This is a genomic window from Acinetobacter sp. YH12239 (assembly GCF_013417635.1).
Taxonomy (GTDB): domain Bacteria; phylum Pseudomonadota; class Gammaproteobacteria; order Pseudomonadales; family Moraxellaceae; genus Acinetobacter.
The window spans coordinates 98,669-113,414 of record NZ_VPDP01000003.1 but is presented as its reverse complement, the minus strand read 5'-3'; the positions used below and the strand labels follow the sequence as shown (position 1 = coordinate 113,414).

General features: G+C 39.3%; 14 protein-coding genes. 9 read left to right on the top strand and 5 right to left on the bottom strand.

Going from position 1 to position 14,746, the window contains the following annotated elements; genetic code table 11:
* Positions 1-142 precede the first annotated feature (142 nt).
* From FTV17_RS04710 to FTV17_RS04700, 3 genes are all read right to left on the bottom strand, one after another.
* Complete coding sequence (locus FTV17_RS04710) at positions 143-673, bottom strand: gamma carbonic anhydrase family protein (RefSeq protein ID WP_179998376.1); 531 nt, start codon at positions 671-673, stop codon at positions 143-145.
* 85 nt (positions 674-758) lie between these two features.
* On the bottom strand, positions 759-1,907 hold the full coding sequence (gene dacC, locus FTV17_RS04705) for a D-alanyl-D-alanine carboxypeptidase PBP5/6 (protein ID WP_179998375.1): 1,149 nt from the start codon (positions 1,905-1,907) through the stop codon (positions 759-761).
* 119 nt (positions 1,908-2,026) lie between these two features.
* A complete protein-coding gene (locus FTV17_RS04700) occupies positions 2,027-2,425 on the bottom strand; it encodes an MCR_0457 family protein (protein WP_035270480.1) in 399 nt (132 codons plus the stop codon).
* A gap of 291 nt (positions 2,426-2,716) precedes the next feature.
* Between FTV17_RS04700 and surE the strand changes: the two genes are divergently transcribed.
* The 3 genes from surE to FTV17_RS04685 all read left to right on the top strand — a co-directional run bounded on the left by surE (position 2,717) and on the right by FTV17_RS04685 (position 5,491).
* Positions 2,717-3,487, top strand: a complete 771-nt coding sequence (surE, locus tag FTV17_RS04695) for a 5'/3'-nucleotidase SurE (RefSeq protein ID WP_179998374.1) — start codon at positions 2,717-2,719, stop codon at positions 3,485-3,487.
* 128 nt (positions 3,488-3,615) lie between these two features.
* Entirely contained in the window at positions 3,616-4,455 is an 840-nt protein-coding gene (locus tag FTV17_RS04690) for a peptidoglycan DD-metalloendopeptidase family protein (RefSeq protein WP_179998373.1), read from the top strand.
* Positions 4,456-4,558: 103 nt separating this feature from the next.
* Complete coding sequence (locus FTV17_RS04685; RefSeq protein ID WP_179998372.1) at positions 4,559-5,491, top strand: LysR family transcriptional regulator; 933 nt, start codon at positions 4,559-4,561, stop codon at positions 5,489-5,491.
* Positions 5,492-5,546: 55 nt separating this feature from the next.
* Here FTV17_RS04685 and FTV17_RS04680 read toward each other — a convergent pair whose 3' ends face one another.
* Positions 5,547-6,758: an aspartate aminotransferase family protein gene (locus FTV17_RS04680; RefSeq protein ID WP_179998371.1), complete on the bottom strand. Its 1,212-nt coding sequence runs from the start codon at positions 6,756-6,758 to the stop codon at positions 5,547-5,549.
* A 161-nt stretch (positions 6,759-6,919) separates the two neighbouring features.
* Here FTV17_RS04680 and grxD point away from each other — a divergent pair, with 161 nt between their 5' ends.
* Together grxD and FTV17_RS04670 are read left to right on the top strand one after the other, a co-directional pair.
* Positions 6,920-7,261 (top strand): Grx4 family monothiol glutaredoxin, encoded by a 342-nt coding sequence (grxD, locus tag FTV17_RS04675; protein ID WP_092766094.1) that lies wholly within the window; start codon positions 6,920-6,922, stop codon positions 7,259-7,261.
* 80 nt (positions 7,262-7,341) lie between these two features.
* Positions 7,342-7,731, top strand: coding sequence for a hypothetical protein (locus FTV17_RS04670; RefSeq protein WP_179998370.1), 390 nt, complete (start codon positions 7,342-7,344; stop codon positions 7,729-7,731).
* A gap of 72 nt (positions 7,732-7,803) precedes the next feature.
* On the opposite strand, the gene FTV17_RS04665 is transcribed toward FTV17_RS04670, so the two are convergent.
* Positions 7,804-10,422: an ATP-binding protein gene (locus FTV17_RS04665; RefSeq protein ID WP_179998369.1), complete on the bottom strand. Its 2,619-nt coding sequence runs from the start codon at positions 10,420-10,422 to the stop codon at positions 7,804-7,806.
* A gap of 183 nt (positions 10,423-10,605) precedes the next feature.
* Between FTV17_RS04665 and FTV17_RS04660 the strand changes: the two genes are divergently transcribed.
* The 4 genes from FTV17_RS04660 to rpmE all read left to right on the top strand — a co-directional run bounded on the left by FTV17_RS04660 (position 10,606) and on the right by rpmE (position 14,705).
* Positions 10,606-12,783: an MFS transporter gene (locus tag FTV17_RS04660; protein ID WP_179998540.1), complete on the top strand. Its 2,178-nt coding sequence runs from the start codon at positions 10,606-10,608 to the stop codon at positions 12,781-12,783.
* Positions 12,784-12,792: 9 nt separating this feature from the next.
* Positions 12,793-13,194, top strand: coding sequence for a lactoylglutathione lyase (gene gloA / locus FTV17_RS04655; protein WP_179998368.1), 402 nt, complete (start codon positions 12,793-12,795; stop codon positions 13,192-13,194).
* Between the two features lie 98 nt (positions 13,195-13,292).
* A complete protein-coding gene (locus FTV17_RS04650; RefSeq protein WP_179998367.1) occupies positions 13,293-14,264 on the top strand; it encodes a bile acid:sodium symporter family protein in 972 nt (323 codons plus the stop codon).
* Between the two features lie 216 nt (positions 14,265-14,480).
* Positions 14,481-14,705 carry a 50S ribosomal protein L31 gene (gene rpmE / locus FTV17_RS04645; RefSeq protein ID WP_004971624.1) on the top strand — a complete coding sequence of 75 codons (225 nt, stop codon included), beginning with the start codon at positions 14,481-14,483 and terminating at the stop codon, positions 14,703-14,705.
* Positions 14,706-14,746: the final 41 nt, after the last annotated feature.

Genomic DNA, 14,746 nt, shown 5'->3' with positions numbered 1-14,746 from the left:
ATAATCAAGAAAGCCAGGCTACAAAATCAAAGAGATTTTAACGAATATTGTTATTATCTAACATAATGGGAGTTATGCGACATGCCTAAATTAAGGGCATCTAACATTTACTTAACATAAAATCTCTTATGCAAATTAAAAATTATTTGTAATTCCCCGAAACCTTTACATAATTCTGTGCTGAATACGGCAAAAACGCTTTTTCTTTTTCAGTCAGCGGACGTACTTTTTTTACAGGGCTACCCATATAAAGATAACCACTTTCCAAAACCTTATTCGGTGGAACAAGTGAACCTGCGCCAATCATCACATCATCTTCAACAACGACGTCATCTAAAATAATTGTGCCAATCCCCACCAACACACGATTACCAATAGTACAACCATGTAATTTGACATGATGACCCACAGTAACGTCCTCACCAATAATGAGCGGTGAGCCTTCTGGTTTATCCGCTTTCTTATGGCTAACATGCAACATGGAATGATCTTGGATATTGGAATTTTTACCAATCCGAATAAAATTAACATCACCGCGGATCACAGCATAAGGCCAGACTGAAACATTCTCAGCCAAAACCACATCACCAATCACTAATGCAGTTGGATCAATATAATTCGTTGTATCAAATTGTGGGTAAGTTTCTAAGTATTTGCGGATATTTTCAGTCATAAAAATTGCCTGTTTTTATTCATTATAAACAAAAAAAGCACCCAAAAGAATTTGAGTGCCTTTATATCTTTAGTCAAGCTGCGACTTAAAATAAATTACTAAAGAACTGTTTGATATGATCAATCATACGCGAGAAGAAACCAGCTTCTTCAACTGCTTGTAAAGCAACAAGTGGTTTCTCGGAAATGACTTTGCCGTCAAGTGTCGCTGTTAATTTACCTACAACTTGCCCTTGTTGAAGAGGGGCATTTAAGTTCGGTTGAACCGCAATTTGAGTCTGAATGGCATTTGCTTGACCTTTTGGCATAGTCACGTTGAAATTTTCAGCAAGACCCACACTCACTTGATTGGATTGACCAAACCAAACTTTAGAAGTGGTCAACTCTTTTTGAGCGGGTTGAACACTGACAGTTTCAAAGTTTGCATAACCCCAAGATAACAAATCACGTGTTTGTGTTGCACGTGCTTGCATTGATGGAGCACCAAAAATCACTGAAATTAAGCGCATCGGACCACGTTTAGCTGAAGTCGTTAAACAATAACCAGCTTCAGAAGTATGACCTGTTTTAAGACCATCTACACTCGGATCTGTATATAACAACGCGTTACGGTTGCCTTGCTTGATCCCATTAAAAGTAAACTCTTTTTCAGAGTAAATAGGATAATACTTTGAACTGTCATGAATGATGTGCTTCGCAAGGGTAGCCATATCTTTCGCTGTAGAATAATGACCTTCAGCAGGCATACCTGTTGAGTTCATAAAGTTCGTGTTGGTCATGCCAATACGCTTAGCTTCTTGGTTCATGCTGTGTACAAATGTACCTTCATTACCAGAAATATGCTCAGCCATCGCCTTAGATGCGTCATTACCAGATTGAATGATAATCCCGCGTAACATTTCCAATACGGTTGCTGTGCCGTTGAGAGGTACATACATACAAGATTCTGTACTACTACCACGACACCAAGCAGACTCGTTCATACGAACTTTTTCATCTTCCGTGAGTTCACCGTTCAACAACTTTTGTTCAATAATGAAACTGGTCATCATTTTGGTCATTGAAGCAGGCGCAAGTTTTTCATTTTCATTTTTACTTGCGAGAATTTGACCTGTTTCATAATCCATCAAAACGTAAGACTTGTTATTGAGTTCTGGTGGTGAAGATAAAACAGTTGCTGCATAAGTAAATGAAGGTAATAGTAATAATGCAGCAATGGCGCTTTTTCGGGTCATTCTATGTAGTTCCAATCTTGTATGAACGCAAAAATCAGCTTTGCATTCTAGGACAAAGCAAAGCCGACTTCTAGCAGTGGAGTCGGCTTATTTCAATCGAATTGTAACTATTTCGTGCTCTATTTAACTGAAGACTGATATTTTTTTATATCCTCGCACACTTGTTGATTTGCTTTGTCTCCAGCGTTTTTCGCATCTTGTCTCGCTTGAGCTAATGCTTGCTGATAATCCTGTTGTTTAATTAGATTGTTCAGCGTGGTTTGAGGTGAATTTTCATTAGGTAAATAGTCTTTTAATAGCTTTTGATAGCCTGCTTTAAACGCCGCATCTTCTTCCACTAAACTTGGGCATGATTCTGAAAAGACATAGATTGCAGCGAGTTCATCTTTAGTCACTTTTTGTTGAGTAACTTCGATATTTTCTTTTAAGTCTTGAGCATTGGCGAAAGTGAAACTTGAAAACAACATTGAACTGCTGATAAATGCGGTTGAAATCAATTGTAAAAAACGTTTTTGCATAAATGACTCAAAAATTAGTAAGTTAGTTATAAGAATAGAATAATCTTTTTTCGTGTTTAAAAAATAGAGAAAGTGTATTAATGCTGTTGGAACTCAGAAAGTAATGACGAAAACTTCAGGTTTGAACAGGGGGGATGACTACTTGTGTAGTTCTCAAGATTAAAGGATAAGCAGATTATCAAGATTAAAGGCGTTTAAAACCTCAACATCTATGCGTGTGCTCATTGTTGTGTGTGGGGATTTTGATTAGGCTATCGAACAGATGGGATTACATGAATTGAGTGAATTGTTTTGAATATTTTGATTGCCAACGATGACGGTGTGTTCGCACCAGGAATACAAGCATTAGCACAAGCATTAAAACCTTTGGGTCGAGTCGTAGTGGTTGCTCCAGAAAGTGAGCGGAGTGGTTTTTCAAGTGCATTAACGCTTGATCGTCCATTGCGACCCGTGCAAATTTCAGAAGATGTATGGGCAATTAATGGCACACCAGCGGACTGTGTTTATCTGTCCATGAATGGTCTATTTGATTTTGAATTTGATCTAGTCGTAAGCGGGATCAACAGTGGTGCGAATTTAGGTGATGATATCTTATATTCAGGTACAGTTGGGGCCGCGTTTGAAGGCCGACTCATGAAACAACCTGCAATCGCAGTTTCATTGGCTGGTCCAAATGTTCGTTCGTATCAAGATGCTCAAGATTATGCACAAGCTGCAAATTGGGTATATGAGTTTATTAAAAATGGTTTGCCTGAGTTACCACCGCGTCATATTTTCAATATTAATATTCCGGATACGGCTGAAATAAAAGGGACATTAGTGACTTATCAAGGAAGAAGAAAACAAACGAAACCGATTACCACACAAGTTGACCCGAGAGGCCGTCAAGTTGTTTGGATTGGTTTGGCTGGAGAGGCCGTAACAGATCCCGAAAAAAGCCAACTGGGTTATCAGTCAGACTTTTATGCCATTGCAAATGGATATGTCAGTGTGACACCGATCCAAATGGATGCTACCAATTATCAGGTGTTGGCTTCACTTGAATCTCAACTAGGGCTTTAATTGAGCGACCACAGGTAGGATGTGTTATAACTTTGTGAAAAATATATTTGAAACGGTGAATTTAGCATTAATTTTGCTACTCTTAAGCCGAATTCAGTCTTTTTAATCTTTTGTCAGAGAGGGAAATCATGCTTTTGGCCAGACCCAAAACAGTTTTGAAGTTGTCTAAACCATCTATTCACTCAGCATTGATCGCGGTTGCTGTCGCTTCTTTTCTTGGTTTGTCGGGCTGTGCATCGAAACCCCAAATCCACAATTCTGCTCGTTATGCGGTTGCTCCTGACTTCTATACAGTTCGTTCTGGCGACACTTTAAGTAAAATTGCGGCACGTTATGGATTGAGCTATTTGAGCATTGCGGAGATGAATGATATTGCACCGCCTTATCGCATCTATGTAAATCAATCTTTAAGATTAAAACCCTCTGGCAATCGACAAGTGACACGTTCGACCACGCGTCCTTTGACAGCGACTGAAACTCAGATTCAACGTCAAACCATTCAGTTACCAACAAAACCAGCTGTGGTTACGCCACCACCACAAACCACACCAGTACCAGCGGTAACTGCTGCAGTACCGACGACTTCGACTAAAGCAACTTCATTACGCTGGGTGAAACCATCGAATGGTCCAGTCATTGAAAACTTCAATGTGGCAAGTAATGTCAAGGGATTACGTTTTGGTGGCAATGTTGGTGATCCAATTTTTGCAGCAGCTGATGGTCAAGTGGTTTACGCAGCTGATGGTTTAAAAGAATATGGTAATTTGGTGCTCATTAAACATATTGATGGTTATATCACTGCGTATGCGCACAATAACCGGATGTTAGTGAAGAGTGGGCAAAACGTAAGTGCGGGGCAACAAATTGCAGAAATGGGCTCGAGTGGTGCAACCCGTACGATGCTTGAGTTTCAAGTTCGTTTAGATGGTAAGCCAATCAATCCAGCAAATATTTTGCCAATCAACTGAAGATATTTAGTGCAATTTAACAATTTCTTCGTATAATACAATGAGTTGCTTTTGTTAATTTTTGTTAATTGGAGAAGCATCTCATAATTTCAGAGGGAAATTTATGTTAGATCAACTTCGCTCGATGGGCGTATTTGCATGTGTTGTTGAAAAAAGCTCTTTCAGTGGTGCTGCTCGAGATTTAGGCATTACGACGAGTGCAGTTAGTCAGCAAATTCGTTCACTAGAACAAGAAATGGAAGTAACACTTCTGCACCGTTCCACAAGAAAACTAAGTTTAACGGAAGCAGGGCAGGCCTTTTTTCATAGCTGTCAAGAAATGCTCGCTGCAGCAGAGCGCGGTAAAATTCGAATTAATGAGTTACGAGACGATTTAGTTGGTGATTTACGTATTGCAACAACGCCAGAACTCGGTGCAACCCATGTAGTTCCTGCGTTGTCGCATTGGATTTCGGCACATCGTGGTTTAACCGTTCACTTTGAAGTTGAAAATCAGTTTGTCGATTTGATTCAAGAAAGAATCGATATTGCAGTGAGAATGTGTTCTCGCGTAGATGAGTCTAATCACTTATCTTGTCTGCCGCTTGCACGTGTGGATCAAGTCTTGGTGGCATCACCAAGTTATTTGAATCAAAATGCAGTTATTTCAAGACCTGAAGATTTAGCACAGCATGATTTGATTCCAGTAAATATTGTAAAAAATCAGCAAATGATGACATTTGAACACAGCACATCGCGTGAATTGGTGAATGTGTCCATGGAAAATCGTTTACAGACAAACAATGTTTATGTCGCTAAATCATTGTGCCAAAATGGTCACGGCATTGCGCGATTATTATATCTAGATGTGCAAAAAGAATTAATGAATGGCACATTGGTTGAAGTTTTACCTGAATGGAAGTTACCTGCATACACTTTGAATGCAATGACATTAAAACGTGAACAACAACCAATGAAAATTCATCGCTGCCTAGATGCTTTAAAACAATATTTCAGCCAGTTGCCTGGTGGTCGAGTATTCCAAGAAGCATCTTAAGTGTTCTTCTTAATAAAAAAAGCCGCAATATGCGGCTTTTTTTATTAATCTTGGTTTAAGCCAAGAAGTTTTTAATCGCAGGAACTAAGCGTTTTAATAAATCATCAGCTTGTTCTTGATTCATATTCAACGCTGGCAACAAACGAACGACATTACCTGCGGTGACATTAATAATTAGATTGTGTTCTATGCGTGCAATATCCACCAATTCTGCGCATGGTTTTGGTAATTCAATACCAATCATCATACCAAAGCCGCGAACAATAACGTTTTGATCTGCAAGTTGTGTACAGAATTGATCAACTAAGTATTGGCCAATTGTTGCTGCGTTTTCAACAATATTTTCTTTTTGCATCAAATCGATAATCGTGTAGACAATGCGCGAACCTAATGCAGTACCACTATAAGTTGATCCGTGGTTACCTGCAGTAAGAATACCTACACCTTTACCTTGAGTCATCACTGCACCAATTGGGAATCCATTACCCAAGCCTTTAGCTGTCGTCATGACATCAGGAATAATATTGGTATGTTGATACGCAAAATATTTTCCTGTACGACCGTTACCTGTTTGAACTTCATCTAGCATCATCAACCAATTATGTTGATTACAGATTTGACGAATTTCTTCAAGATAACTAAAACCTTGAGGGGCAGTATTTACACCACCTTCGCCTTGGATCGGTTCAACGAGAATCGCGACGATATCTGGATGGTTGATTGCTGCTTCTTCAATTGCCTCTATGTCGCCAAAAGGTACACGGATAAAACCTTCAACGAGCGGGCCAAAACCTTCTTGTACTTTTTTATTGCCTGTCGCAGAAAGTGTTGCCATTGTACGACCATGGAAAGAATGATCAGCGACAATGATTTTAGGTAAAGCAATACCTTGCATATGACCGTATTTACGCGCAATTTTAATTGCACCTTCATTTGATTCAGCACCGCTATTCGAGAAGAAAATTTCTTCCATACCAGACACTTCAGCTAACTTTTGCGCAGCTGCAGTCTGCCAAGGTACTTCATAAATATTACTGGTGTGAATAAGCGTCGCTGCTTGTTCTGCAATTGCTTCTGCCAAAACTGGATGTGCATGACCTAGACCACATACTGCAATGCCAGTCAGCGCATCTAAATATTCTGTACCTTCAGCTGTATAAAGATACGAACCTCGGCCACGCACAAAGCTGATCGGTTGACGGCTGAATACAGGCATCAAATGAGATGGTTGATCAGTTTGAACTGGAGCGAGGGTGATATTGTTCATGTCTAACTCGTATTTGTTAGGTGGAAAATAAAAGTTTATCTAAGCAAAATCTGCTTAAGATTAAAAGCCTAATTGCAAATTAAACTGGAAAAATTTAGCAATCCATACTCTTTACGGCGGTTTTAGGTATAATGCAGGCAGAATAGTTGAGGATTTAATCAATGACTGAACAAGTGCGTGATACAGAAGCGTTAATTCGTGATCAAATTGCAAAACATGCAGTTCTTCTTTATATGAAAGGCACACCACAGTTCCCACAATGTGGTTTCTCTGCACGTGCAGTTGAAGCATTGAGCCAAATTGGTCGCCCATTTGCTTATGTAAATATTCTTGAAAACCAAGACATTCGTGCGACTTTGCCTCAAATTGCAAACTGGCCAACATTCCCACAATTATGGATCAATGGTGAGTTGATCGGTGGTAGTGATATTATGCTAGAAATGTTCCAAACAGGCGAATTAAAAACGCTCGTGGAGCAATATAGCCCAGCGCCTGAAGCTTAATTTAAGCGCAATAAAAAAAGCACCGGTGGGTGCTTTTTTTATACAGATATATGGGAATGAATTAAAAAAAGTTTAAAATTATGAAAAAAATGAGTGTATTTTTTTTGGGTCTCGTTGTTATTCTGTTGAATAATCCTGTATCTGCAGATAAATATGAGCAAATGATATTTGAAATTGATTTTGAAAATAGTCCCGAGTTTTCAAAAAAGATCTCGAAGATGAATCAAATTAATTTGAACAAATTTATGAGCATTGGGGATTTTAAACGTAATCAAATGGTCAAACAGTATTTTGAAAGCCTTAAAATCAAGCAAAATAGACCACAAAGGAATTTTGAAGAAAATTGTGAAAATCGAATGACATTTGACGATTATCGTATAGAAGTAGCTATGCGTCATGGTTTTAGTATTAAACAAGCTGTCAATTCTTCTGGGTTTTATTTACCCTTCAATCTATGTAAAACATGGTAAGTTAAAAATTCAAAAATAGTTTCACGTAAATTAGCCTCTTAACAAATAATGTTAAAAGGCTAATTTGTTATCTCAGCTTTCAGCGTGATTAGTATCTATTTCAGATTCTGTTGTCTTTTCAATACTTTTGCCTTTTTTATCTTTATCTTTTTTCTTCTTTTTTTTCTTTTTCTTTGGCTCTTCTTCAATTTCAGCGCCATCTTCAATGGCTTGCCAATATTCTAGCTGCTCCATGACAGCAGCGTAAATTGATCCTTTGGTATAGCGCCCTTTTTTATTTAATTCTCCGACCGGACGCGCCATGAGAATCTCAAGTGCTTGATCAATTGTGTTGATGGCATGAATATAGAATTGACCGGCCTCGACAGCATCAATCACATCTTGACGTAACATTAGATGCTGCATGTTTTGACGTGGAATAATGACACCTTGTTTGCCTGTTAAACCTTGAAGTTTACATGCATCAAAGAAACCTTCGATTTTGGCATTGACGCCACCAATCGGTTGTACTTGACCCAGTTGATTCATTGAACCCGTAATCGCCCATGACTGATCAATCGGCAGTTGGCTGATCGCAGAAATTAAAGCGGAGAGTTCTGCAACGGTTGCACTATCACCATCGACTTGACCATAACTTTGTTCAAAAGCCAAAGCGGCAGAGAAGTGCAAGGTTTGTTCACGTCCGAAATGTGCCTTTAAGAAAGACGACATTAACAGTACACCTTTAGCATGAAGTGAACCACCTAACTCAACACTGCGTTCAATATCTAAAATATCGCCACCACCTTGATACACTGAAGCAGTCAATCGTGATGGTAAGCCAAACTCGACATCGGCGTAGTGAATCACAGACAAAGCATTAATCTGACCGAGTCGATGACCACGCGTTTCGATAAGCTGTGTACCACGAGATAAATCTTGCCAGTACAACTCTCGTAAGTAACCTAGACGATATTGGCGGTGTTTGAGCGCAGTGCCGATATGTTCTGCTGTCACCATAGTTGCATTAGATTTAGATGCATGGTGATGAGATTCATGAATCAGATCACCTAAAGTTAAGGCATGTAGTGACAACGAACTCTGATCCTCTGCTTGACGACTTGAGTCGGTCAGTAAAGCAGCCAAGGCAGAACGATCAAATGGAAGGAGTTTAGAGGATTGAACATAGTCTGCAATCAAATGCATATAAGCTTGTTCATTTTCGTCATTACGTTGTAATGTGTCGGTAAAATCAGCTCTGATTTTAAAGATACTTCCTAACTCAGGCTCCACCTCCAGAATTTCATAATAGATTTCTGGTTCAGCCATTAAAATGACTTTCAATTGTAATGGAATCGATGCGGGCTCAATTGAAATACTGCCCGTCAGCGTTAGCATATGCTCTAAAGATGAGAGTTTAATCTGACCAGACTTAATCGCTCGTTTGAGTCCTTGCCATGCATAAGGTTGTTCTAAAAGCTGCTCAGCCTCAAGCATTAAAAAACCACCATTGGCACGATGCAGTGCACCAGGTCGTATTAAAGTGAAATCAGTGCTGATAGTGCCATTTTGCGTTAATTGTTCAACATGTCCAAGTAAGTTGTAATGTGTGGGGAAATCTTCAAAGATGACTGGTGCCCCAGAATTTGGCTTGTTGCTAATGACTAAATTTGCTTGATAACGCGCAGGGACACGGTTAAATAATGCAGGTGAAAAATCACTTTCTTCCTGTTCTAGTACGGTTTCCACATTGTCGATAATATCTTGAGCATATAATTTTAAATATTGTTCAAGATGTTTGATATCTGGAAATTTATTTAAAATATGTTCCATGCGAGGAATAATGACTTGTTTGGCAATGTCACGATTCAACTCAGACACCATATCACGTGCTTCATCTTCGAGATCACCAATTTGTAAACCTAAACGCTCAAGCTTTTTATCCATATAACGGATATTGGACGCAATTTCAGAACGTTCTTTGCTACTCAGTGCATTGATGTCATCTTGAGACATCTCTTGAATTTTATTGTCTTTAATATGAACAGGAATAAAGCAGTGTTCTTCATTACGACTGATCAACTTTAAATCAAGCTCTTCACCTTCTTTGGTGAGCTCAATCAAAGCTTGTTGTTGTTCATGACCTGTCGTTAAACGAATTTTTTCAATCCGATTGTGATACGTTTCAGCACTAAAACGACGTTCGAGCTGTTTGAAAATGGTTTGCCATGTTTGATGTAGCGTACTTTGAAACTTTGCGCCTTGTCCTGCAGGAAAGTTAAGCGCAATTGGGTTGCGTGCATTTTTGAAGTTGTATACATAAACCCAATCATCCGGTGTAGGCATATCTTTGGCATGTTGTTGGAGTAAGCGCTTGATCATGGTGCGTTTACCCAAACCTGCCGTACCCACAGCAAAGATGTTATAGCCTGAGTATGGAAGGGCAATGCCTGCTTCTACAGATGCTTTAGCACGATCTTGTCCTAAAAAATTATTAAGAGGCTTGATACGTTTTGTAGACGCAGGAATATTGTCATAATTTGGAATATGCGTCAGTTGTTCTGGTTTGAGTGCTGTTGCATTCAAGGTGTTTTGCGTGGCTTCAAGTTCAAATACGGATAGGAGCTTGTTTTGCGAGTTTTGTTCTAAGTTTGTGGATGTCGTGGTTAAAGCTACTGCGGTGGAACTAATTTGATCGTGTCTCTGGGTCACAGGTGAAATCCAAAACTATAATTTACATTTGATAGTTTAAGGTATACAGGTTTAGCCAAAAATATCAAGTTGAGATAGATCAAATTGATGAAATACTCGGTGAAGTTTGCGTAAATTATATTGAAACCAAGCGCATTACAGAGTTGAATAGCGAGAGTACTTTTGACTGAAAATAACAACGCAATGACATCACAATCTTCGTCACCAGAATCAGCTGGATGGACTTCGGCATTTAAAGCCTTTCTTGATCGACGCGCGATCATTATGCTTTTTTTGGGTTTCTCATCAGGTATCCCAATTTTTCTGATTTTTTCAACTCTATCTTTCTGGTTGAGTGAAGCCGGTATTCAGCGTAGTACCATTACCATGTTTTCATGGGCAGCCTTAGCTTATGCCTTCAAGTTCATTTGGGCACCTTTGATTGACCGATTACCATTGCCTTATTTAACAAGGAAATTGGGTAAACGACGAGGGTGGTTGTTGGTTTCACAGATTTTGGTTGCAATTGCTATTTGTTCAATGGCATTTACTGATCCGAGTATTCATGGAGGAAGTGTAGGGCCATTTTCAAGTTTAACGTTCATGGCGATATCCGCAATCTTTCTCGGATTCTCATCAGCGACACAAGATATTATTGTGGATGCTTATCGTATTGAGTTGACACAAGATACGAGTGTTCAGACGGTTATGGCTTCGACCTATAACGCAGGTTATCGAATTGCGACCATCGTAACTCAGCTCGGTGCATTACTCTTCGCTGCATCACTTGGTACAGCCATGGGTAACTATATTTATGAGGCGTGGCAGTCCACCTATTTGCTCATGGCTGGATTGATGATGATCGGGATTGTGACGACTTTAGTGATTCATGAACCGGTAGTAAATCAAGAACCTCATCAATATCAAGCAAAGGATTATTTTCAGTTATTTATCGTCTTTGTGATTTCAACAGTAGTCTTCGTTTGTGGGTTTCTCCAATTTGGTGCTTGGATTTCACAGTTAAATATTGATGGTAATTTTTTGTCATTTATCGGGCAAGTTTTACGTTTCTTCGCGAGTGTGGCGTTGGCTGTGTTGGTCGTATTTGGATTAACCCGAGCAAAACTCATTGATGAAAAAATAGTCGTCGAGACATGGCTATCACCGATTTTAGATTTCTTCAAACGTTATGGTTTGAAAGTTGCGTTAGCTATTTTATTACTCATTGGTTTTTATCGAATTTCAGATATTGTCGCTGGGGTGGTCGCCAATCTTTTTTATCTTGATTTGAATTTTGATAAAGAAGAAATCGCTTGGTTTAACAAGTTTTTCGCCATTTTTTTTGTAATTTTAGGTGGCTTCCTTGGAGGCTTATTAGCTCAGCGTTATAACATTATGAAAATGATGTTGGTGGGCGCTATTGTTGCCAGCACGACCAATCTCATCTTTGTGGGGCTCGTAAAATCTGGACCAACGATGAATCAAGTCTTGGTACAAATGGGAGGTCAACAGCATCAAGTGACTCCTGATGAAGTGGGGAACTGGTCTTTAAAGCTCCCTGCATCTAATTTTGCTGAACATAATAGTATTCAAGTGTTATCCACCCCTGATGGTTATGATAAAGCCCTGAATGTTGAAATCCCGCTTCAACTCTATTCGAGTCAAGGTGATTCTCAGATTTTCATCCAAGCAATTGGAGGGGACAATGTTCTCTACCAAGATGAGTTAAGCAAGGATGTCATTATTCGCGGTCAACTCTCGAACTTAAAAGCTGATAGCACACTACAAACACTGAATATTCGTATTTCAAATCAGCAAGTGATACCTGCGAAGTTGGATCAAAATAATTGGAGCGTGGTCGTACCTGGAGAAAGTCTAAAAGACCACACTAAATTTACGGTGCAAGCGGTTGTGCAGCATGCAGGTCAGGCGCATGAATTAACCCAAGATCATATTTATAAAACAGTTTCAACCATCCAACCGAAATCACGTATGACTTTATCTGATCTTCCAGCTGTTCAAGTTGATAGTGATCAAGTAGTCGAACTTAAAGGTAAAGTGGTTGTCCCTTATAGCAAGGTGTGGCTGGTGATGGGCATTGTATTTGATAATCTCGCATCAGGACTTGCTGGTGCAGTATTTATTGCATTCCTATCGAGTTTGACTAGCGTTTCATTTACAGCAATGCAATATGCAATTTTTAGTTCATTGATGTTATTACTTCCAAAGATGATTGGTGGCTATTCAGGTACAATAGTGACAAACTTCGGTTATTCATCATTCTTCTTTATGACTTTTTTAATGGGTTTACCTATTTTGTTACTTGTTATTTGGGTGGCGAAATTGTTAAATCAGTTGAAAAGTACATCTTTCAATCAATAGGTAAATTTTATGCGAATGTTACATACCATGTTACGTGTAGGCAATTTAGAGCGTTCATTGGTGTTCTATACTGAAGTACTCGGTATGACTTTGCTTCGTAAACGCGATTATGAAGAAGGTCGATTCACTTTAGCCTTTGTGGGTTATGGTGATGAAGAAAACAATACTGTTCTTGAGCTAACGCATAACTGGGATACAGACAGCTATGAGCTTGGTAATGCGTATGGTCATATTGCGATCGCAGTGGATGATGCGTATAAAGCATGTGAAGAAATCAAAGCACGTGGTGGTAATGTTGTCCGTGAAGCTGGACCAATGAAAGGCGGCGTAACCGTAATCGCTTTTGTGGAAGATCCAGATGGTTACAAGATTGAACTTATTCAACAAGACAGTAATGCGAGAAATAATTAAGTTTCACTCGCTGATTGGTGAGTAAAATTTAAAAGATAAGCCCAATCGATGAGTATTGGGCTTATTTTCAATTTAGAGAATAAAAAGAGGGATATGGGGTGCTAAAGCTCTTAGCGTTAGATCGTTTCACAATATTGCTGTTTGTTATGGTGATTTTAGCGTCAGTGATGCCAATTTCAGGTGTTGCTGCTCACTATTTTTCTTATTTCACCACGATTGCAATTGCAATCCTATTTTTTTTACATGGTGCAAAGTTATCACGTGAGGCGGTGATTCAAGGCATTAAACATTGGCAATTACACAGTTTGGTCTTTGCACTGACGTTTGCAGTTTTCCCAATTCTAGGGTTAATGGCTAAACCTGTATTGCTACCGCTACTTGGACAAGAACTGTATTGGGGCTTCTTGTTTATGTGCTTCTTACCCTCAACAGTTCAGTCTTCTATTGCATTTACTTCAGTAGCAGGTGGTAATGTCGCAAGTGCTGTATGTAGTGCTTCATTCTCTAATATTATTGGTATGTTTATCACACCTATATTAGTGACCTTATTTATTTTAGGTCAGTCTGATCATGGGTTTGATCCAACCAGTGCGATCGTCAAAATTATTCTGCTGTTATTGGTTCCATTTATTTTGGGACAATTATTGCGTCCTATCGTCTTTCCACTGATTCAAAAAGCCCCGAGTATTGTCAAAACTTTTGATCAAGGCTCAATTCTTTTGGTGGTGTATGGCGCATTCAGTAGTGCAGTCGTAGCAGGTCTATGGAATGAAGTCAGTGGGGTGACCTTAATGTGGTTAATTATTGCATGCTCTGTGCTTCTGACCTTGATTATGCTTTTAGCCTATCACGCCCCAAAGTGGTTTGGATTTAATCGTGCCGATCAAATTGCTGTATTTTTTTGTGGTTCTAAGAAAACACTCGCAAGTGGAGTGCCTATGGCGCAAATTCTTTTCATTGGACAACCTATGGGGATGATCATATTGCCAATTATGATTTTCCATCAGATCCAATTAATGGTGTGCGGAATTATTGCAAATCATTGGTCCAAGCAAATTGAAAAGTCTTAAAGGAATAATTCGCTATCTGAAATAAAGTGGCGTATAATGTCGTCCACTTGTTGTGCTTAGCTCTGACGGAAGCCGTCTCGGTGGGCCAAAAGAATGGTCTGTTGTGGTGTTGATCTGCTGTATTTCAGCCTTTCCTCTGCGTCTGTTGTAATGGATGAAGAGAGTGATCAATTGCGATGACAGCTAAAGCCTTCTTAACTCTATGGAGAATCGACCATGCGCGCCGATATTCACCCAAAATACGAAAAATTAGTTGCTACTTGCTCTTGCGGTAACGTAATCGAAACTCGTTCAGCTGTTGGTAAAGAAACACTTTACCTAGACGTATGCTCAGCTTGCCACCCATTCTACACTGGTAAGCAAAAGAACGTTGACACTGGCGGTCGTATCGACAAGTTCAAACAACGTTTTGCTGGTATGTCACGTTCTATCAAACGTTAATACCCAAAATAAAAAAACAGGCGTTCAGCCTGTTTTTTTAT

Bases quoted from the DNA above. Each gene is read 5' to 3' on its own strand.
- gloA (WP_179998368.1), top strand. From the start codon at position 12,793: ATGCGAATGTTACATACCATGTTACGTGTAGGCAATTTAGAGCGTTCA.
- FTV17_RS04710 (WP_179998376.1), bottom strand. From the start codon at position 673: ATGACTGAAAATATCCGCAAATACTTAGAAACTTACCCACAATTTGAT.
- FTV17_RS04670 (WP_179998370.1), top strand. From the start codon at position 7,342: ATGAAAAAAATGAGTGTATTTTTTTTGGGTCTCGTTGTTATTCTGTTG.
- FTV17_RS04700 (WP_035270480.1), bottom strand. From the start codon at position 2,425: ATGCAAAAACGTTTTTTACAATTGATTTCAACCGCATTTATCAGCAGT.
- FTV17_RS04685 (WP_179998372.1), top strand. From the start codon at position 4,559: ATGTTAGATCAACTTCGCTCGATGGGCGTATTTGCATGTGTTGTTGAA.
- dacC (WP_179998375.1), bottom strand. From the start codon at position 1,907: ATGACCCGAAAAAGCGCCATTGCTGCATTATTACTATTACCTTCATTT.
- FTV17_RS04680 (WP_179998371.1), bottom strand. From the start codon at position 6,758: ATGAACAATATCACCCTCGCTCCAGTTCAAACTGATCAACCATCTCAT.
- FTV17_RS04690 (WP_179998373.1), top strand. From the start codon at position 3,616: ATGCTTTTGGCCAGACCCAAAACAGTTTTGAAGTTGTCTAAACCATCT.
- rpmE (WP_004971624.1), top strand. From the start codon at position 14,481: ATGCGCGCCGATATTCACCCAAAATACGAAAAATTAGTTGCTACTTGC.
- grxD (WP_092766094.1), top strand. From the start codon at position 6,920: ATGACTGAACAAGTGCGTGATACAGAAGCGTTAATTCGTGATCAAATT.
- FTV17_RS04660 (WP_179998540.1), top strand. From the start codon at position 10,606: ATGACATCACAATCTTCGTCACCAGAATCAGCTGGATGGACTTCGGCA.